This window comes from Massilia hydrophila (assembly GCF_020208145.1).
GTDB classification, from domain to species: domain Bacteria; phylum Pseudomonadota; class Gammaproteobacteria; order Burkholderiales; family Burkholderiaceae_D; genus Telluria; species Telluria hydrophila.
In genome coordinates this window covers 87017-102526 of the sequence record NZ_JAHYBX010000008.1, presented here as the reverse complement: position 1 = coordinate 102526, position 15510 = coordinate 87017, and the positions used below count along the sequence as shown (strand labels likewise).

The window sequence follows — 15510 nt, the reverse complement described above, 5'->3', positions numbered from 1 at the left end:
CTAGCATCGTCGACTCGATCACAACATGAGCGGCAAGTATGTCGAATCTGGAACGGAAATGGTGGTTTGCAGCCCTGTCGGGGGCGGTCGGCGTGGCCTGCACCCTATGGACCCTGCGCGCGGCGGGCATCGGTTCGCCCGACGGTTTTGCGCAATGGCTCGTGTACTTTTGCTGCCTCATCGGCTTTACGCGCGCTTTCTCCTTCCTCGCCTGGCTGGCGCTGCTAGTGGCCAGGCCGTCGAGCCCCTTGCTCGATAGCGCACCAGGACGGCGTCCGCGCGCGAAGCCATGAAAAATGCCGCCGGGGCGGTTCGCGCTCCCAGCGGCATGCTTCCTTGACCAGCGGCGAATCAGTCGGCCGCGTAGATGTTGTTGTCCTTGGTCTCGCGCACGAACAGCGCACCGATCACGACCGTCACCAGGGCGACGATGATCGGATACCACAGGCCATAGTAGATGTTGCCGTTGGCCGCCACGAGGGCGAACGAGATGGTCGGCAGCAGGCCGCCGAACCAGCCGTTGCCGATATGGTAGGGCAGCGACATCGAGCTGTAGCGGATACGGGTCGGGAACATCTCGACCAGCATGGCCGCAATCGGGCCATACACCATGGTCACGTACAGCACCAGGATGAACAGCAGCAGCACCAGCATCGGCTTGTTGACCTGGGCCGGGTCGGCCTTGTCCGGATAGCCGGCGGTCTTCAGCGTGGCCACGACATCCTTGTTGAGCGCGGTCTGGCGCGCCTTGTCGGCGGCGACGAAGTCCAGGCCGTCAGGCGTCAGGGTCGCGTTGAACGAGTTGATCACCTGCTCGCCCACCTTGATTTGCGCCACGCTGCCGGCCGGCGCCGCTACCGTCGTGTAGCTCACCGAGGCGTTGGTCAGCATGCGGGTGGCGATGTCGCAGGACGATGGGAACTTGCGGGTGCCGCTCGGGTCGACCTGGAAGTGACAGGAGGCGGGGTCGGCCACGACCACCACCGGCGAGTTGTTGATGGCCTGCTCCAGCGCCGGGTTGCCGTAATGGGTGATGGCCTTGAAGATCGGGAAATAGGTGGCCGCCGCAATCACGCAGCCGCCCAGGATGATCCACTTGCGCCCGATCCGGTCCGACAGCGCGCCGAACACGATGAAGAAGGGCGTGGCCAGCAGTAGCGAGATGGCGATCAGGATGTGGGCCGTGGCCGCGTCGATCTTGAGGGTCTGGGTCAGGAAGAACAGGGCGTAGAACTGCCCGGTATACCACACGACCGCCTGGCCCATGGTGAGGCCGACCAGGGCCAGCAGCGCGATCCTGCCGTTCTTCCAGTTCAGGAAGGCTTCCGACAGCGGCGCCTTGGATGCCTTGCCTTCGGCCTTCATCTTGGCGAAGGCGGGCGACTCGTTCATCGAGAGCCGGATCCAGACCGAGATACCGAGCAGCAGCACCGACACCAGGAAGGGAATGCGCCAGCCCCATGCCGTGAAGTCTTCCTCGCCAACGACGGTGCGGGTGCCCAGGATCACCAGCAGCGACAGGAACAGTCCCAGGGTTGCCGTGGTCTGGATGAAGGACGTGAAGTAGCCACGCTTGCCATGCGGGGCGTGCTCGGCCACGTAGGTGGCTGCGCCGCCGTACTCGCCGCCCAGGGCCAGGCCCTGCAGCACGCGCAGCGTGACCAGGATGATCGGCGCTGCGATCCCGATCTGCGCATGGCTGGGCAGCAGGCCGACCAGGAAAGTGGAGCCGCCCATGATCAGGATCGTGATCAGGAAGGTGTACTTGCGGCCGATCATGTCGCCGAGCCGGCCGAACACCAGCGCGCCGAAGGGACGCACGATGAAGCCGGCGGCGAAGGCCATCAGGGCGAAAATGAAGGTGGTAGTGGGGTCGCCGATGAAGAACTGCTTGGCGATGATGGCGGCGAGCGAGCCGTAGAGGTAGAAATCGTACCATTCGAACACGGTGCCGAGGGAAGAAGCGAAGATGACCTTGCGCTCTTCTTTGGTAAGTCCGGCGGAGGAAGGTGCAGCTTTCCCTCCGGCGGTCATGCCGGGTGTAATTGCCATGTGTGTCTCCGTATAAGTTTTTGTGTCACCGGATTGCTGATTGTCGGTCAGCTGTCGCGGAGTGTGTGCCGCTTTCCTTACACGATAATTACTTGAAACTTACACGAAGCTTACAAAATCGTGCTGACGGAATGGCAATAAGGCCGCGCCGCGCACCGTTTCACTCTAGGGAATCGGATGCTGCATTGCGGAATGCGGGATTGCCATTATTTTACGAACGACCGTACTTAAGCATGCTATGCTGATCCGGCCGTCCGCCGCCGGACCTGTGCGTGGCGATGGCCTATTCATGTACAAAGGAAGACGAATGATCAAGCATATCGTGATGTGGAAGCTCAAGGACGAAGCCGAGGGCGCGGACAAGGCCACCAATGCGCGCGAAATGAAGCGCCGGCTCGATGCCTGCGCGGCGCTCGTGCCGGGCCAGCTCGCGTTCGAGGTCATGCTGGCGCAGCCCGGGCTCGAGGCGAGCTACGATGTGGTGCTGTATTCGGAATTCGCGGACCGGGCCGCCCTGCAGGCTTATGCCGGGCATCCGGTCCATCAGGCGGTCGTGCCTTTCATCGGCGCGGTGCGGGCCGAACGCCAGTGCATGGATTACGAGGTCTGAGCGGCAGGCACAGGCCCGGTCGTACAAGGAACAACGCAACCGATCATCAACGGAGACCCAGCATGCGCAGTACCCAGGAACTTTTCTCACTCAAGGGCAAGACCGCCGTCGTCACCGGCGGCTCGCGCGGGCTCGGCCTGCAGATGGCCGAGGCGCTCGGCGAACAGGGCGCGCGCGTGCTCGTCTCGGCCCGCAAGCAGGACGAGCTCGACGCCGCCGTGGCCCACCTGCAGGGGCGCGGCATCGACGCGTCGAGCATCGCCGCCGACCTGTCCGACGAAGCCCAGGTGCAAGCCTTCGTCGCCGAGGCCATGGCGCGCCTCGGCCAGATCGACATCCTGGTCAACAATGCCGGCGCCAGCTGGGGCGCGCCGGCCGAGGACTACCCGCTCGAAGCCTGGGACAAGGTGATGGACCTGAACGTGCGCAGCATCTTCCTGGTGACCCAGGCGGTGGGCAAGCTGTCCATGATTCCGCGCCGCTACGGGCGTATCATCAGCATCTCGTCGATCGCCGGGCTGGCCGGCAATCCGCCGGGCACGATGCAGACCATCGCCTACAACACCTCGAAGGGCGCGGTGGTGAACTTCACGCGCGCGCTGGCTGGCGAATGGGGACGCTACGGCATCACGGTGAATTCGATCGCGCCCGGCTTCTTCCCCTCGAAGATGACCAAGGGTGTGCTGGCCGCCTTCGGCGCCGAGAGCCTGGCCAAGGACGCGCCCCTGAACCGGCTGGGCGACGACGAGGACCTGAAGGGCGCGGTGGTGCTGTTCGCTTCCGACGCGGGCAAGCACATCACGGGCCAGACGCTGGCGGTGGACGGCGGCGTATCCTGTGTCTGAGCCGGCGCACGGCATGGAGGAGAAAAGGACATGAAGGATTTTCACGGCAAGGTGGCCGTCATCACCGGGGCCGCCAGCGGCCTGGGACGGGAATTCGCCAGCACCGCCGCCGGCCTGGGCATGAAGCTGGTGCTGGCCGACGTGCAGGCCAAGGCCCTGGAAGGGGCCGCCGAGGAACTGCTGGATGGCGGGGCCGAGGTGCTGGCCATGGTATGCGATGTCAGCAAGGGCGCGCACGTGCAGGAACTGGCCGATTCCGCCATCGCCCGCTTCGGCAGCGTTCACCTGGTGTTCAACAATGCCGGGGTCGGTTCCGGCGGCCTGGTGTGGGAAAACTCGGAGCAGGACTGGGAATGGGTGCTGGGCGTGAACCTGTGGGGCGTGATCCATGGGGTGCGGGTGTTCACCCGGGTCATGCTCGAGTGCGCGGCGCGCGACCCCGACTATGCCGGCCACATCGTCAACACGGCCTCGATGGCCGGGCTGCTGGCGCCGCCGGCGATGGGGGTCTATAACGTGTCCAAGCACGCGGTGGTGGCGCTCACGGAAACCCTGTACCACGACCTGGCGCTGGTCGAGGCGCCGATCGGGGCCTCGGTGCTGTGCCCCTATTTCGTGCCGACCGGGATCGCCCGGTCGCACCGCACCCGGCCGGACGACCTGGCCAGCGAGGAAGGCATCACGGCCAGCCAGATGGCGGCCCAGGCGATGACCGAGAAGGCGGTGCAGTCGGGCAAGGTGACGGCCGGGGACGTGGCGCGCATCACCTTCGATGCGATCCGCGACGGACGCTTCTACATCTACTCCCATCCACAGGCGCTGCGCACGGCCGAGGAACGCTTCGCCGCCATCGTGCAGGGCAAGCAGCCGGCCGATCCCTACGCCGCCACGCCGGAATTGACCGGCATGCTGAAAGCCGCGCTCAAGCCCCGGCGCGCGTGACGCACCCGGGCCCGTGCCGCCACCCGCTCAAGGGCAGGGCTGGAGCACGCGCTCGTGCAGTTCCGGCTCACCCTCGTGGTAGAGCTTGACCACGGTCGAGGTACGGGTACCGTAGCCGTCGGACTCGATGCAGACCGGGGACAGCATGCGCTCGACCTCGATCGGCATCCCGGTTTCCGGCAGGCGCAGGTCCGGTGCGCGCGTGGTGTCGGCCAGCATCTCGAAGTACGCGTCTTCCGGCGCTCCCTGGCACAGCAGGCTGGCGAACTGCGCTTTCGTGCGTAGCACCTTGGGCCAGGATGCGTCCAGCAGGCCGTTCGAGATGCCGTAGATGCGGCCTGGCTCGAGTGGCTGGCCGTTGCGCGGATCGCCCGCGCCGCGGTTCGAATACCAGTACAGGGCATCGCGGTCGCCCAGCACCAGGTTGTAGCCGTTGTAGACGTCGCCGCGCGCGATCACCTGCTCCAGGTAGGCGGCCGCATCCAGGCTGCCGGTGAGGAAGCCGGCCACCAGCTCGCCGCGCGAGGGCGCATCCGGCCGGCGCTCGGCCGGACCGCGGATATTCGTGAGGGCGGCAAAGCGCGGGCCGTTCGGACCCACGGTCGTCACGCCCATCCAGCTGCCGCCGCCCTGCAGGTCGCGGCCGGCGATGACATGGGGATGGTCCGGCCAGGGCGCGGCCGGGGCCGCCGGGCGGTCGTAGAATTCGTCGCGGTTGGCGGCGGCGATGACGGGCACGCCAGGCAGCACTTGCCAGGCAAAAACGATCAGGCACATGGTTTATAGGGAACTGGGCAGATCCGTGAAGACTTCGGACCGGCGCGGCCCGTCGATGAAGGAGTGCAGGCCGGCTTCCAGCGCCGCCTGCTCGACGGCGCCGGCGAACGCGGCTGGTACGGACGGGTAAACCTCCATCCAGGTCTGCAGGCCCGCGCGCGCTTCGGGGCGGCGCTTCAGCTGTGCAGGCGAGCCCAGCTGCGCTTGCATGGCGCGCACCCGGGGTGCAAGGTGGGCGGCGTCGGCGTCGCGCACCTTGTAGTAGACGTACAGGTCGATCATCGGCGGCGGGCCCTAGAGCTCGAGCGGGTCGAGGTGGTAGGGCAGCTGCTGGAACGCCAGGGCCGGCCCGCCAGGGGCGCCGTGGCGTACGTCCTCGCCCAGCGCGCCCAGCTTCAGCTCGACCAGCAGGTCGGCGCCGCCCAGGCCGTTCGCGGCGGCGTTGACCACCATCCCGCAGGGCTGGCCAGGGTCGGCCATCGAGTACACTTCGTCGCCGGCGCGGGCGGCCGGACTGGCGACCGTGGCCAGCGCCGTGCGGCGCTTGAGCTTGCCAAGGTACTGGCTGCGCGCGACGATTTCCTGGCCCGGATAGCAGCCCTTCTTGAAGTCCACGCCACCCAGCAGCTCGAAATTGACCATCTGGGGCACGAATTGCTCCTGGGTCGCGGCGGTAATGCCGGGCACGCCGGCATGGATCGCCGCCAGCAGCCAGGCCTGGCTGCCGCCCAGCACGAGTCCCGCTGACTGCGCGGCGGCCAGCGTGGGCAGGGCCGCGGCGGCCGTTTCCTCGCTCGTTAGCCACAGGTAGCGCGGCGCGCCGAACGCATCGGCCAGGCGGATCACGGTGCCGGCCGCACCCTCGGCCTTGCCGTACGGCGTGTCCGGCAGGGTGGGCACGTGGCGACGCAGCGCGGCTTCGGCGCGTGCGCCGCCGAGGCCGAGCACGGCCGCGAACGCGGCATCGCGGGTGGCGTCGCGCAGCTTTGCCTTGGCCCGCAGCACGAACATCGACAGGCGCTTTTGCAGCGGCGCCTGGAGCGCGCGCGGCAGCTGCAGGTAGATCGTGTCGACCTCGGTGCCGGCGTCGGCGCCGGCGCCGCGCCACACCAGGAAGCTCGCCTGTAGGCGGCCTTTCGGGCTGCAGTAGCCGGCCAGGCGCGCCTGTTGACGGCCCAGGTGGGTGACGTCATTGGTGAGCTGGCTGTGCAGGAAACTGGCGGCATCGGGACCGTCGGCGGCAATGATGCCGAGGTCGGTGACGACGGCCACGAACCCGTCGGCCAGTTCGGCGGCCGCGAGCGGCCGGCCGAAGTCCTCGACCGTGGTCGCCTCGTCGATGTGGAGGCGGGCGCCGAGCGCGGAGAGAGTGTCTGTCCAGTTAGGCATAAATCCGGTTAGTATGAGCGATTAAGCATTATCATTACGGGCTCATTATAAAGATGTCGGCAAAATCGCGCCGGAAGGGCGGAAAGCCACGGCGCAAACCAAAACAATCTATGGCATTCATCAAAAAACTCCTGGTTACCGGCGTCATCGTCGTGGTGGTGGCGGGGTCCGGTTTCTCGTACTGGGCCAAGCGTCCCCTGACGACGGCCGGGCCGGAGATCCCGTTCACGATCGAACCCGGCAGCGGCGTGGGTGCTGCGGCGCAGCAGATGGCCAAGGCCGGCGTGCCGCTCAATCCGCAGCTGTTCAACGTCCTGGCGCGGCTGACGGGCGAGGCCGGCCGGATCAAGGCGGGCAGCTACGAGCTCAAGCCGAATACGTCGCCGCGTCGCCTGCTGAGCCAGCTGGTGCGCGGCGAGTTCGCGCAGGAAGCCGTGACCATCGTCGAAGGCTGGACCTTCAGGCAGATGCGCGCCGCGCTGGCCGCCCACCCGCGCCTGCGGCACGACACCGTGCAGCTGTCGGACGAAGAACTGATGAAGAAGATCTCGTCCGACTACACCCAGCCCGAAGGCCTGTTCTTCCCCGATACCTACCTGTTCGCCAAGGGCTCGTCGGAACTGGCGATCTACAGGCAGGCCCACCAGGCCATGCTGGAGCACCTGAAAGCCGCCTGGGAGACGCGCGACCCGAGCCTGCCCTACAAGACGCCCTACGAAGCCTTGACCATGGCCTCGATCATCGAGAAGGAAACCGGCCAGAAAAGCGAGCGCGGCATGATCGCCGGCGTGTTCGTCAACCGCCTGCGGGTCGGCATGATGCTGCAGACCGATCCGGCCGTGATCTACGGCATGGGCGAGCGCTACGCGGGCGACATCCGCAAGAAGGACCTGCAGACGGATACGCCCTACAATACCTATACCCGGGCCGGGCTGCCGCCGACCCCGATCTCGCTGCCCGGCGTGCAGTCGCTGGCGGCGGCACTGGCGCCGGCCCAGACCCAGGCCCTGTACTTCGTCTCGCGGGGCGACGGCACCAGCCAGTTCTCGGACAACCTGAACGACCACAACCGCGCCGTGAACCAGTACCAGCGCCGGACCAGGCAATGAAGCGGGGCGCAACGCAATTGACAGGCAAGTTCATCACCTTCGAGGGCATCGACGGCGCCGGCAAGTCGACCCACATCGGCTTCGTACGCGATTGGCTGGCGGGACGCGGCAAGCGCGTGGTCGCCACCCGCGAGCCGGGCGGCACGGCGCTCGGCGAAAAGCTGCGCGCATTGCTGCTGCATGAAACGATGCACCTTGAGACCGAGGCCCTCCTGATGTTCGCCAGCCGGCGCGAGCACCTAGCCCAGGTCATCGAGCCGGCGCTGGCGCGCGGCGACTGGGTGCTGTCGGACCGCTTCACCGATGCCAGCTTCGCCTACCAGAGCGGCGGCCGCGGCCTGGACCGCGCCAAGCTGGAAGCGCTTGAGGCCTGGGTGCACCCGCGCCTGCAACCCGACCTGACCCTGCTGTTCGACGTGCCGCTGGCGGTGGCGCGCGAACGCCTGGACGCCACCCGCAGCCTCGACAAGTTCGAGCGCGAGGAGGCGGACTTCTTCGAAAAATGCCGCAATGAATACCTGCGCCGGGCGGCCCAGGATCCGGGACGCATCGTGGTGGTCGACTCGACCCGCAGCATTCCCGCGATCCAGGAGCAACTCGGCCACGTGCTGGAGAAACTGCTGTGACGATGTACCCCTGGCAGGCCGGCGCCTGGACGCGCCTGCAGCAGATGCGCGCGCGCCTGCCGCACGCCATCCTGTTCCACGGTCCGGCCGGCGTCGGCAAGGCCGGCTTCATGGAAAGCTTCGCCCAGGCCCTGCTGTGCGAGAACGGCCGGCCCGACGGCCACGCCTGCGGCGCCTGCGTGTCCTGCGGCTGGTTCGCGCAGAACAACCATCCCGACTACCGCCGGGTGCGCCCGGAAGCGCTGGAAGACGAGCCCCCGGCCGAGGCCGACGACGGCGCGGAATCCGCCCCGGCCGGCAAATCGGGGAAGGCCGGCAAGGCGCCTTCGAAAGAGATCAAGATCGAGCAGGTGCGGGCCCTGTCCGACTTCATGAACATCTCCACCCACCGGCAGGGCCTGCGCGTGGTGCTGCTGTATCCGGCCGAAAGCCTGAACATGCCGGCCTCGAACGCGCTCCTCAAGACCCTCGAAGAGCCGCCGCCCGGCACCGTGTTCCTGCTCGCCTCGAACAGCCTGGACCGTCTGCTGCCGACGATCCTGTCGCGCTGCCGCAAGTTCGCCCTGCCCACGCCCTCGCACGAGGAGGCGCTGGCCTGGCTCACGGCGCAGGGCGTGCAGGACGCCGACAGCTGGCTGCGCGAGCAGGGCGGGGCGCCGCTGGCCGCCCTGGCCGAGGCCGAAGCCGGCAGCCGCGAGGAGCTCGACACCCTGCTCCAGTTCCTGGCCCGGCCCGCGGTCGATGGCGCCCTGCGCACGGCCGAGAAGCTGGCGAAAGCCTCCTTGCCGGCGCTGGTGGCGTGGCAGCAGCGCTGGCTGTACGATGTGTTCGCGCTCAAGCTGTCGGGCCAGGTGCGCTACTATCCGCGCTATCGCAAGGAACTGGCGGCGCTCGCCGCGCGCGTGCCGGTAGCCAGCCTGAACCGTGCGATCAAGGCGGCCGGCGAACGGCGCGCGGTGGCCGACCACCCCCTGTCGGCAAAATTGTTTGTCGAAGATATGTTGCTTGAGTACACTTCGTGCTGTGCCTGAAAGGATGTCGATGAACCCCATGCCCGCCGACCCGAGCGCCCCGCAGCCGCCGCGGCCGTCCGTGCTGTCGCTGGCGATCAAGGAGAAGGCGGCGCTGTACGCGGCCTACATGCCTTTCCTGAAGAACGGCGGCATGTTCGTGCCCACCACCAAGCCCTACAAGATCGGCGACGAAATCTACCTGATCCTGTCGCTGATGGACGACCCGAACAAATACCCGATCGCCGGCAAGGTGGCCTGGATCACCCCGGCCGGCGCCAACCACAACAAGGCGCAGGGCATCGGCGTGCATTTCCCGGCGGACGAAGCCGGGCAGAAGGCCAGGCTGCGCATCGAGGAAATCCTCGGCGCGGCGCTGCGTTCGGCGCGCGCAACCCACACCCTGTAGTGTCGCTTCCGTTTCCGTTTCCGTTTCCGCTTTTCTTTCTTCCATGCCGTCCTACGTCCACCGCCTCGCCACCCGCGACGACCTGCCCGTCATCGTCGACATCTACAATTCCACCGTCGCTTCGCGCGAAGTCACGGCCGACACCGAGCCGATCACGGTCGCATCGCGCGAGCAGTGGTTCGCCGATCACACGCCGGAGCGCCGGCCCTTGTGGGTGATCCATGCCGCCGATGACGGGCGCGCGCAGCCGGAAGTGCTGGGCTGGCTGTCCTACTCGAATTTCTACGGCCGCCCGGCCTACTCCGGCACGGCCGAGGTCTCGATCTATATCGCGCAAGGCGCGCGCGGCCGTGGCCTGGGGCGCTATTGCCTGGAACTGGCGATCGCGCATGCGCCGCAGGTGGCCGTGCATACCCTGCTGGGCTTCATCTTCGGCCACAACGCGCCTAGCCTGGCCCTGTTCGGCAAGTATGGCTTCGAGAAATGGGCGCATTTCCCGCGCGTGGCGAACCTGGACGGGATCGAGCGCGACCTGGTGATTCTCGGCAAGCGGGTGGCCTGAGCCCCGCCGTGGCCTCGCGTACAATACCGCCATGTTCATCGATTCCCACTGCCACATCAATTTTCCGGAACTGGCGGCCCGGATGCCCGAGATCCTGGCCAAGATGGCCGAGAACAAGGTGACCCACGCGCTGTGCGTCTCGGTCGACCTGCCGGACTTCCCGCAGGTGCTGGCCCTGGCCGAGCAGCACCCGCACATCTTCGCCTCGGTCGGCGTGCACCCCGACTACGAAGACACCCCCGAGCCAAGCGTGCAGCAGCTGGTTGCGCTGGCGGACCATCCGAAGGTCGTCGCCATCGGCGAGACTGGCCTCGACTATTATCGCCTGGAAGGCGACCTCGAATGGCAGCGCGAGCGCTTCCGCACCCATATCCGCGCCTCGCGCGAGACGCGCAAGCCGCTGATCATCCACACCCGCTCCGCGTCCGCCGATACCATCCGCATCATGCGGGAAGAGGGCGCCGGCCTTGACGCCGGCGGCGTGGCCGGCGTGATGCATTGCTTCACTGAATCGCTCGAGGTCGCGCAGGCCGCCATGGAGCAGGGCTTCTATATATCCTTCTCCGGCATCGTCACCTTCAAGAGCGCCAGGGAATTGCAGGAAGTGGCGAAGGCCGTGCCGCTCGAGCGTATGCTGATCGAGACCGACTCGCCCTACCTGGCGCCGGTGCCCTTCCGTGGCAGGATGAACGAACCCGGCTATGTCGCCCACGTGGGCGAGTTCATCGCCGACCTGAAAGGCGTGTCGCTGCGCGAGGTCGCCGAGCGTACCAGCGCGAATTTCTTCCACCTTTTTCAGACCGCCCGGGCTTGAGACCATGACGATCCCACGCCGCGCCATTCTCCTCGCCTGCCTGGCGGCAGCCGCACTGCAAGCCGGACTGGCCGCCGCGGCGACGCCCGCCCAGGTGGCCAGTTTCTTCCGCGCGGTACAGCTCGACAACGTCGATGGGGTACGCGAGCTGGCCGGCAACGAGGTCGATCCGAACACCGTCAACCCGCTCGGCGGCGAGCCGGCCCTGGTGCTGGCCGTGCGCGAAGGGTCGATGCGGGTGTTCGACGCACTGCTGCGCCTGCCCGGCATCGACCTCGAAGCCCAGGCCATGAACGGCAACACCGCACTGATGATGGCGGCCTACAAGGGCAACCGGCGCGCCGCCGAAGCCCTGCTCGCCAGGGGCGCGAAGGCCGACCGCGAGGGCTGGACGCCGCTGCACTATGCCGCGGCCAGCGGCAGCGAGGACATCGCGCGCCTCCTGATCGCGCGCCGGGCCCGGCTCGACGCCCTGTCGCCGCGCGCCAGCGGCGCGTATACGCCGCTGATGATGGCGGCGCGCGAGGGCCAGCCAAGCATGGTGCGCCTGCTGCTGGAAGCCGGCGCCAGGTCGGGGCTGCGCAACACCGAGGGCTTGAGCGCAGCCCGGATCGCCGAACGGGCCGGCCACACCGACATCGCCGCCGCCATTTCCGCCGCCGTTCCGGCGTCGGGGCGCTGAGTTTTCCACGTTCATTCAAAACTGGGCGGTAAACACCCCGCAGCTCCACGCATGGATGGCATGCATCCTTGGCCATAATGGCTTCACGGTACAACGACCCTGAAGGACAAGGACTCACCATGCTGAACGAACGCGAAATCGAAAGCTGCTACCTGGGGCAGTTCATTCCAGTGCACTACCATCACAACATGCTGATGGACCAGAACCGGATGCACAGCTTCAAGTCGGCGATCCACTACGCCGTGCGCCCCGGCGCCAAGGTGCTGGAACTGGGCGGCGGCACCGGCGTGCTGTCCTTCTTCGCGGCCCAGCAGGCCGCCAAGGTGTACTGCGTGGAGTTCAACCCGGACATGGTGCGCGAGGCGCGCAAGTTCCTGGCGATGAATCCGAACGGCCACAAGGTCGAGGTGATCCATGCCGACGCCTTCGACTACCTGCCGCCGGAACCGGTGGACGTGGTGATCTGCGAGATGATCCACGTCGGCATGCTGCGCGAAAAGCAGGTCGAGGTGATCGAATCCTTCAAGCGCCGCTACCTGGCAAAATTCGGCGGCCCGCTGCCGGTGTTCATGCCGGAAGCGGTGATCATGGCGGCCCAGCCGATCGAACAGGAATACGATTTCGAGGGCTTCTACGCACCCATCGTCCAGTTCCAGGAAACGGGGGTCGTCTATCCGGGTACCGTCGAGCTGGGACAGCCGGCCGTGTACAGCCTGATCGACTTCAGCCAGCAGGTGGACAGCGTGTTCTCCTGGGAAGGCGGGATCGTGGCCGAACGCAGCGGTACCCTGAACGCGATGCGCTTCATTACCAAGAACGTGCTGGCCGTGCTGCAGGAGCGCGCCACCACGATCGACTGGCTGAACCATTACATGACCCTGCCGCTGGCCCAGCCGCTGAAGGTGGAGGCGGGCGACCTGCTGCACATCGCCTTCCAGTACCGCGCAGGCGGCTCGATTCCGTCGCTGCAGGCCTCGCTGCGGGCCCAGGTCGTCAACCAGCGTGTCCACGAACAGCTGGCCGCGTTCGCCTGATCTCCCGGGCCGGCAAGGCCGGCCCGCCAGCCCGGCCAGCCCCTGGTCCAGCCGGAGCGGGCGCAGCGGCGGCCCCGCCGCGCGCCTGCATGCCGGCCCCCTCCAGCCGTGCCATCCAGGCGCGCATTTCCTCCGTTCGCCCCGCCATTTTCCCCGTCCGTCGCAGATGGATTGTCTGCCGCGCAACAGGAACCTACAGTAAGCCTGCGCCGTCAAGCCGCACCGGCAGTGACGGCATTCCAAAGGAGCGAGAACAATGTTGGGTTTCCTGCTATGGTTGCTACTGCTGTTCCTGTGCTGGCCGATCGCGCTGCTGGCCCTGGTGCTGTATCCGCTGGTCTGGCTGCTGATGCTGCCGTTCCGGCTGCTCGGCATCGGTGTCGACGCCGTGTTCGAACTGCTGCGCGCCATCGTGATGCTGCCGGCCCGGATCCTCGGGGCCTCGCCCGGCCGCTGAGCGGCGGCGCGGCCCTTGCCGAGTGCATGTCTGCGTGGCCCAGTTAACAGACGACAGTGCCTGGATCTTCTACTGTGGAATTGTCGGCTTTCATTGGGAAAGCAGGCTTTGACTTTGAGGAAACGACTATGCGCCTGGATATTTACCGTAGAGCAGAAACCGACGGAAAGCTGTCCTACCTGGCAGTACCCGAAGCACGCAACATCCCCGAAGAAGCCACCAACACCGACTGGGAGATCGAGGTCCGCGCCATCGAAGTGGCCGACGATGCCGACCAGCTGGACGACTACGACATCCGCAACGTGGCCGGCCAGATCGGCGAAAAAGGGTATGCGATCACCTCGGTCCAGCACTGAGTTTCCCTGAATCCGGCCGCGCGCCGGATCACCCTGCCGGCAAGACCCTGGTTTTGCCGGCACGATTGAGGCCCACGGAATGGCGACCTGCCCGGTACGGCCGGCCGGTCGTTATGGTATCCTGCGTCCCTTATCGGGCAAGCCAGTATGGCGGAGGATGCAATGAAGTGGTTCGTGGTCGGGTTCTATATCCTGTCGATCCTGCATATCCACTTCCGCGGCCGGGTTCGCCTGCCGTTCCGGCGCCAGATCTTCGACCATTCGTCGTTCATGGCGCCGATCAACATCTTCATGCACAAGTTTTCCCGGGTGCCAAGCACGCCCTTCATCCCGGTGAGCGAATTCCCGGAACTGGCGCGCCTGCAGGAAAACTGGCCCATCATCCGCGCCGAAGCCGAGCAGCTGCTGGCGCTGAAGAAGATCAAGGCCGCCGAGCAGAACGACGACGCCGGCTTCAACTCCTTCTTCAAGAATGGCTGGAAGCGCTTCTACCTGAAATGGTACGACGCCAGCCATCCCTCGGCCGCGCGCCTGTGTCCGCAGACCCATGCGCTGCTGCAGTCGATTCCCTCGGTGAAGGCGGCCATGTTCGCCGAACTGCCGCCGGGCGGCAAGCTGAACCCGCACCGCGATCCCTTCGCCGGCTCGATGCGCTACCACCTGGGCCTGGCCACGCCGAACGACGACCGCTGCTTCATCGAGGTCGATGGCGAACGCCATAGCTGGCGCGACGGGCAGGGCGTGGTGTTTGACGAGACCTATATTCACTGGGCCATCAATGGCAGCGAGAGCGATCGCGTGATCCTGTTCTGCGACGTCGAGCGGCCGATGCGCTACCGCTGGATGGGGGCGGTCAACCGCTGGCTGGGCCGCACCCTGATGACCGCCGCCGCCTCGCCCAACGAGACCGGCGACCAGGTCGGCCTGGTAAGCAAGCTGTTCCGCATTTCCTTCTACATGGGGCAGTACCGGCGCCGCCTCAAGGCCTGGAACCGCAGCGTCTACAACCTGGTCCGCGTCGGCCTGGTGCTGGCGCTGGCGGCCTTCATCTACTGGATCTAGGCGCTCCCCGCGCCGCGCCAGGCGCGTGCCGCCTGTGACGCATTTGCAGCACAATGGGATTTTGCCATTGACTGACAGGAGGCGGGCATGTCGAAAGTACTGGTGCTGTATTACTCGACCTACGGCCATATCGAGCAGATGGCCAATGCGGTGGCCGAAGGGGCGCGTTCCACCGGCGCGACGGTGGACCTGAAGCGGGTGCCCGAAACGGTGCCGGAAGAGATCGCCACCAAAGCCCATTTCAAGCTGGAGCAGGCCGCGCCGGTCGCCACCGTGGACGAGCTGCCCGACTACGACGCCATCATCATCGGCGCGCCCACCCGCTACGGCCGCATGCCTTCGCAAATGGCGGCTTTCCTCGACCAGACCGGCGGCCTGTGGGCGCGCGGCGCGCTCAACGGCAAGGTGGGCGGCGCCTTCACCTCGACCGCGACCCAGCACGGCGGGCAGGAGACAACCCTGTTCTCGATCATCACCAATCTGCTGCACTTCGGCATGACCGTGGTCGGGCTGCCGTACAGCTATGCCGGCCAGATGACGCTCGACGAGATCACCGGCTGCAGCCCGTATGGCGCGTCGACCATCGCCGGCGGCCAGGGCGAGCGCCAGCCCAGCCAGCTCGAGCTGGGCGGTGCACGCCACCAGGGCGAGCTGATCGCCCGCACCGCGAACAAGCTGTTCGGCTAGGCGAGCAGGCCGCACGCCGGGCCGCCCGGAAGCGTTGCGGGCCCGCCACGCCGGGTGGTGCACCGAATGCGCTACACTGTCCGTTCA

The 15510-nt window shown here is 66.8% G+C and carries 20 protein-coding genes; 16 read left to right on the top strand and 4 right to left on the bottom strand.

All coding sequences use genetic code 11. From position 1 onward, the window contains the following. Positions 1 to 38 precede the first annotated feature (38 nt). Positions 39 to 293 (top strand): hypothetical protein, encoded by a 255-nt coding sequence (locus LE190_RS17310; RefSeq protein WP_225239873.1) that lies wholly within the window; start codon positions 39 to 41, stop codon positions 291 to 293. A gap of 58 nt (positions 294 to 351) precedes the next feature. On the opposite strand, the gene LE190_RS17305 is transcribed toward LE190_RS17310, so the two are convergent. Beyond that, complete coding sequence (locus tag LE190_RS17305; protein ID WP_225239872.1) at positions 352 to 2052, bottom strand: MFS transporter; 1701 nt, start codon at positions 2050 to 2052, stop codon at positions 352 to 354. 307 nt (positions 2053 to 2359) lie between these two features. On the opposite strand from LE190_RS17305, the gene LE190_RS17300 reads away from it, so the two are divergent. From LE190_RS17300 to LE190_RS17290, 3 genes are all read left to right on the top strand, one after another. Continuing rightward, positions 2360 to 2662: a Dabb family protein gene (locus tag LE190_RS17300; protein ID WP_224946003.1), complete on the top strand. Its 303-nt coding sequence runs from the start codon at positions 2360 to 2362 to the stop codon at positions 2660 to 2662. Positions 2663 to 2724: 62 nt separating this feature from the next. Beyond that, positions 2725 to 3507, top strand: a complete 783-nt coding sequence (locus LE190_RS17295) for an SDR family oxidoreductase (protein WP_225239871.1) — start codon at positions 2725 to 2727, stop codon at positions 3505 to 3507. 30 nt (positions 3508 to 3537) lie between these two features. Then, positions 3538 to 4449 (top strand): SDR family oxidoreductase, encoded by a 912-nt coding sequence (locus LE190_RS17290; protein WP_225239870.1) that lies wholly within the window; start codon positions 3538 to 3540, stop codon positions 4447 to 4449. 27 nt (positions 4450 to 4476) lie between these two features. Here the strand turns inward: LE190_RS17290 and LE190_RS17285 are convergent, their stop codons facing one another. Genes LE190_RS17285 through ygfZ form a run of 3 tightly spaced genes read right to left on the bottom strand, consistent with a single transcriptional unit; the run spans position 4477 to position 6615 of the window. After that, complete coding sequence (locus LE190_RS17285; RefSeq protein ID WP_225239869.1) at positions 4477 to 5226, bottom strand: NRDE family protein; 750 nt, start codon at positions 5224 to 5226, stop codon at positions 4477 to 4479. Positions 5227 to 5229: 3 nt separating this feature from the next. After that, a complete protein-coding gene (locus LE190_RS17280; protein WP_225239868.1) occupies positions 5230 to 5508 on the bottom strand; it encodes a DUF4936 family protein in 279 nt (92 codons plus the stop codon). 12 nt (positions 5509 to 5520) lie between these two features. After that, positions 5521 to 6615, bottom strand: coding sequence for a CAF17-like 4Fe-4S cluster assembly/insertion protein YgfZ (gene ygfZ, locus LE190_RS17275; RefSeq protein ID WP_225239867.1), 1095 nt, complete (start codon positions 6613 to 6615; stop codon positions 5521 to 5523). 110 nt (positions 6616 to 6725) lie between these two features. Between ygfZ and mltG the strand changes: the two genes are divergently transcribed. From mltG to wrbA, 12 genes are all read left to right on the top strand, one after another. Further along, positions 6726 to 7724: an endolytic transglycosylase MltG gene (gene mltG, locus LE190_RS17270; protein ID WP_225239866.1), complete on the top strand. Its 999-nt coding sequence runs from the start codon at positions 6726 to 6728 to the stop codon at positions 7722 to 7724. Further along, the gene (tmk, locus tag LE190_RS17265; protein ID WP_225239865.1) at positions 7721 to 8350 is read left to right on the top strand and encodes a dTMP kinase; all 630 of its coding nucleotides are present in this window, start codon (positions 7721 to 7723) and stop codon (positions 8348 to 8350) included. The genes mltG and tmk overlap by 4 nt, the downstream gene beginning before the upstream one ends. Before the next feature lie 2 nt (positions 8351 to 8352). Then, a complete protein-coding gene (locus LE190_RS17260; RefSeq protein ID WP_225239959.1) occupies positions 8353 to 9381 on the top strand; it encodes a DNA polymerase III subunit delta' in 1029 nt (342 codons plus the stop codon). A gap of 19 nt (positions 9382 to 9400) precedes the next feature. Continuing rightward, positions 9401 to 9769 carry a PilZ domain-containing protein gene (locus LE190_RS17255; protein WP_374041157.1) on the top strand — a complete coding sequence of 123 codons (369 nt, stop codon included), beginning with the start codon at positions 9401 to 9403 and terminating at the stop codon, positions 9767 to 9769. Between the two features lie 43 nt (positions 9770 to 9812). Further along, positions 9813 to 10331: a GNAT family N-acetyltransferase gene (locus tag LE190_RS17250; RefSeq protein ID WP_225239864.1), complete on the top strand. Its 519-nt coding sequence runs from the start codon at positions 9813 to 9815 to the stop codon at positions 10329 to 10331. Between the two features lie 31 nt (positions 10332 to 10362). Further along, on the top strand, positions 10363 to 11145 hold the full coding sequence (locus LE190_RS17245) for a TatD family hydrolase (protein ID WP_225239863.1): 783 nt from the start codon (positions 10363 to 10365) through the stop codon (positions 11143 to 11145). 4 nt (positions 11146 to 11149) lie between these two features. After that, a complete protein-coding gene (locus tag LE190_RS17240) occupies positions 11150 to 11827 on the top strand; it encodes an ankyrin repeat domain-containing protein (protein WP_225239862.1) in 678 nt (225 codons plus the stop codon). A gap of 119 nt (positions 11828 to 11946) precedes the next feature. Continuing rightward, a complete protein-coding gene (locus tag LE190_RS17235; protein WP_224945991.1) occupies positions 11947 to 12861 on the top strand; it encodes a class I SAM-dependent methyltransferase in 915 nt (304 codons plus the stop codon). A 256-nt stretch (positions 12862 to 13117) separates the two neighbouring features. Then, complete coding sequence (locus tag LE190_RS17230; protein WP_225239861.1) at positions 13118 to 13318, top strand: hypothetical protein; 201 nt, start codon at positions 13118 to 13120, stop codon at positions 13316 to 13318. 128 nt (positions 13319 to 13446) lie between these two features. Next, positions 13447 to 13674 (top strand): DUF6139 family protein, encoded by a 228-nt coding sequence (locus tag LE190_RS17225; protein WP_225239860.1) that lies wholly within the window; start codon positions 13447 to 13449, stop codon positions 13672 to 13674. Positions 13675 to 13836: 162 nt separating this feature from the next. Continuing rightward, entirely contained in the window at positions 13837 to 14736 is a 900-nt protein-coding gene (gene lpxO / locus LE190_RS17220; protein ID WP_225239859.1) for a lipid A hydroxylase LpxO, read from the top strand. 87 nt (positions 14737 to 14823) lie between these two features. Next, positions 14824 to 15423 carry an NAD(P)H:quinone oxidoreductase gene (gene wrbA, locus LE190_RS17215; RefSeq protein ID WP_225239858.1) on the top strand — a complete coding sequence of 200 codons (600 nt, stop codon included), beginning with the start codon at positions 14824 to 14826 and terminating at the stop codon, positions 15421 to 15423. Positions 15424 to 15510: the final 87 nt, after the last annotated feature.

What these genes read in the sequence shown, in the direction of transcription:
- LE190_RS17310 (WP_225239873.1), top strand. Translation starts at nt 39, where the DNA reads ATGTCGAATCTGGAACGGAAATGGTGGTTTGCAGCCCTGTCGGGGGCG.
- LE190_RS17305 (WP_225239872.1), bottom strand. Translation starts at nt 2,052, where the DNA reads ATGGCAATTACACCCGGCATGACCGCCGGAGGGAAAGCTGCACCTTCC.
- LE190_RS17300 (WP_224946003.1), top strand. Translation starts at nt 2,360, where the DNA reads ATGATCAAGCATATCGTGATGTGGAAGCTCAAGGACGAAGCCGAGGGC.
- LE190_RS17295 (WP_225239871.1), top strand. Translation starts at nt 2,725, where the DNA reads ATGCGCAGTACCCAGGAACTTTTCTCACTCAAGGGCAAGACCGCCGTC.
- LE190_RS17290 (WP_225239870.1), top strand. Translation starts at nt 3,538, where the DNA reads ATGAAGGATTTTCACGGCAAGGTGGCCGTCATCACCGGGGCCGCCAGC.
- LE190_RS17285 (WP_225239869.1), bottom strand. Translation starts at nt 5,226, where the DNA reads ATGTGCCTGATCGTTTTTGCCTGGCAAGTGCTGCCTGGCGTGCCCGTC.
- LE190_RS17280 (WP_225239868.1), bottom strand. Translation starts at nt 5,508, where the DNA reads ATGATCGACCTGTACGTCTACTACAAGGTGCGCGACGCCGACGCCGCC.
- ygfZ (WP_225239867.1), bottom strand. Translation starts at nt 6,615, where the DNA reads ATGCCTAACTGGACAGACACTCTCTCCGCGCTCGGCGCCCGCCTCCAC.
- mltG (WP_225239866.1), top strand. Translation starts at nt 6,726, where the DNA reads ATGGCATTCATCAAAAAACTCCTGGTTACCGGCGTCATCGTCGTGGTG.
- tmk (WP_225239865.1), top strand. Translation starts at nt 7,721, where the DNA reads ATGAAGCGGGGCGCAACGCAATTGACAGGCAAGTTCATCACCTTCGAG.
- LE190_RS17260 (WP_225239959.1), top strand. Translation starts at nt 8,353, where the DNA reads ATGTACCCCTGGCAGGCCGGCGCCTGGACGCGCCTGCAGCAGATGCGC.
- LE190_RS17255 (WP_374041157.1), top strand. Translation starts at nt 9,401, where the DNA reads ATGCCCGCCGACCCGAGCGCCCCGCAGCCGCCGCGGCCGTCCGTGCTG.
- LE190_RS17250 (WP_225239864.1), top strand. Translation starts at nt 9,813, where the DNA reads ATGCCGTCCTACGTCCACCGCCTCGCCACCCGCGACGACCTGCCCGTC.
- LE190_RS17245 (WP_225239863.1), top strand. Translation starts at nt 10,363, where the DNA reads ATGTTCATCGATTCCCACTGCCACATCAATTTTCCGGAACTGGCGGCC.
- LE190_RS17240 (WP_225239862.1), top strand. Translation starts at nt 11,150, where the DNA reads ATGACGATCCCACGCCGCGCCATTCTCCTCGCCTGCCTGGCGGCAGCC.
- LE190_RS17235 (WP_224945991.1), top strand. Translation starts at nt 11,947, where the DNA reads ATGCTGAACGAACGCGAAATCGAAAGCTGCTACCTGGGGCAGTTCATT.
- LE190_RS17230 (WP_225239861.1), top strand. Translation starts at nt 13,118, where the DNA reads ATGTTGGGTTTCCTGCTATGGTTGCTACTGCTGTTCCTGTGCTGGCCG.
- LE190_RS17225 (WP_225239860.1), top strand. Translation starts at nt 13,447, where the DNA reads ATGCGCCTGGATATTTACCGTAGAGCAGAAACCGACGGAAAGCTGTCC.
- lpxO (WP_225239859.1), top strand. Translation starts at nt 13,837, where the DNA reads ATGAAGTGGTTCGTGGTCGGGTTCTATATCCTGTCGATCCTGCATATC.
- wrbA (WP_225239858.1), top strand. Translation starts at nt 14,824, where the DNA reads ATGTCGAAAGTACTGGTGCTGTATTACTCGACCTACGGCCATATCGAG.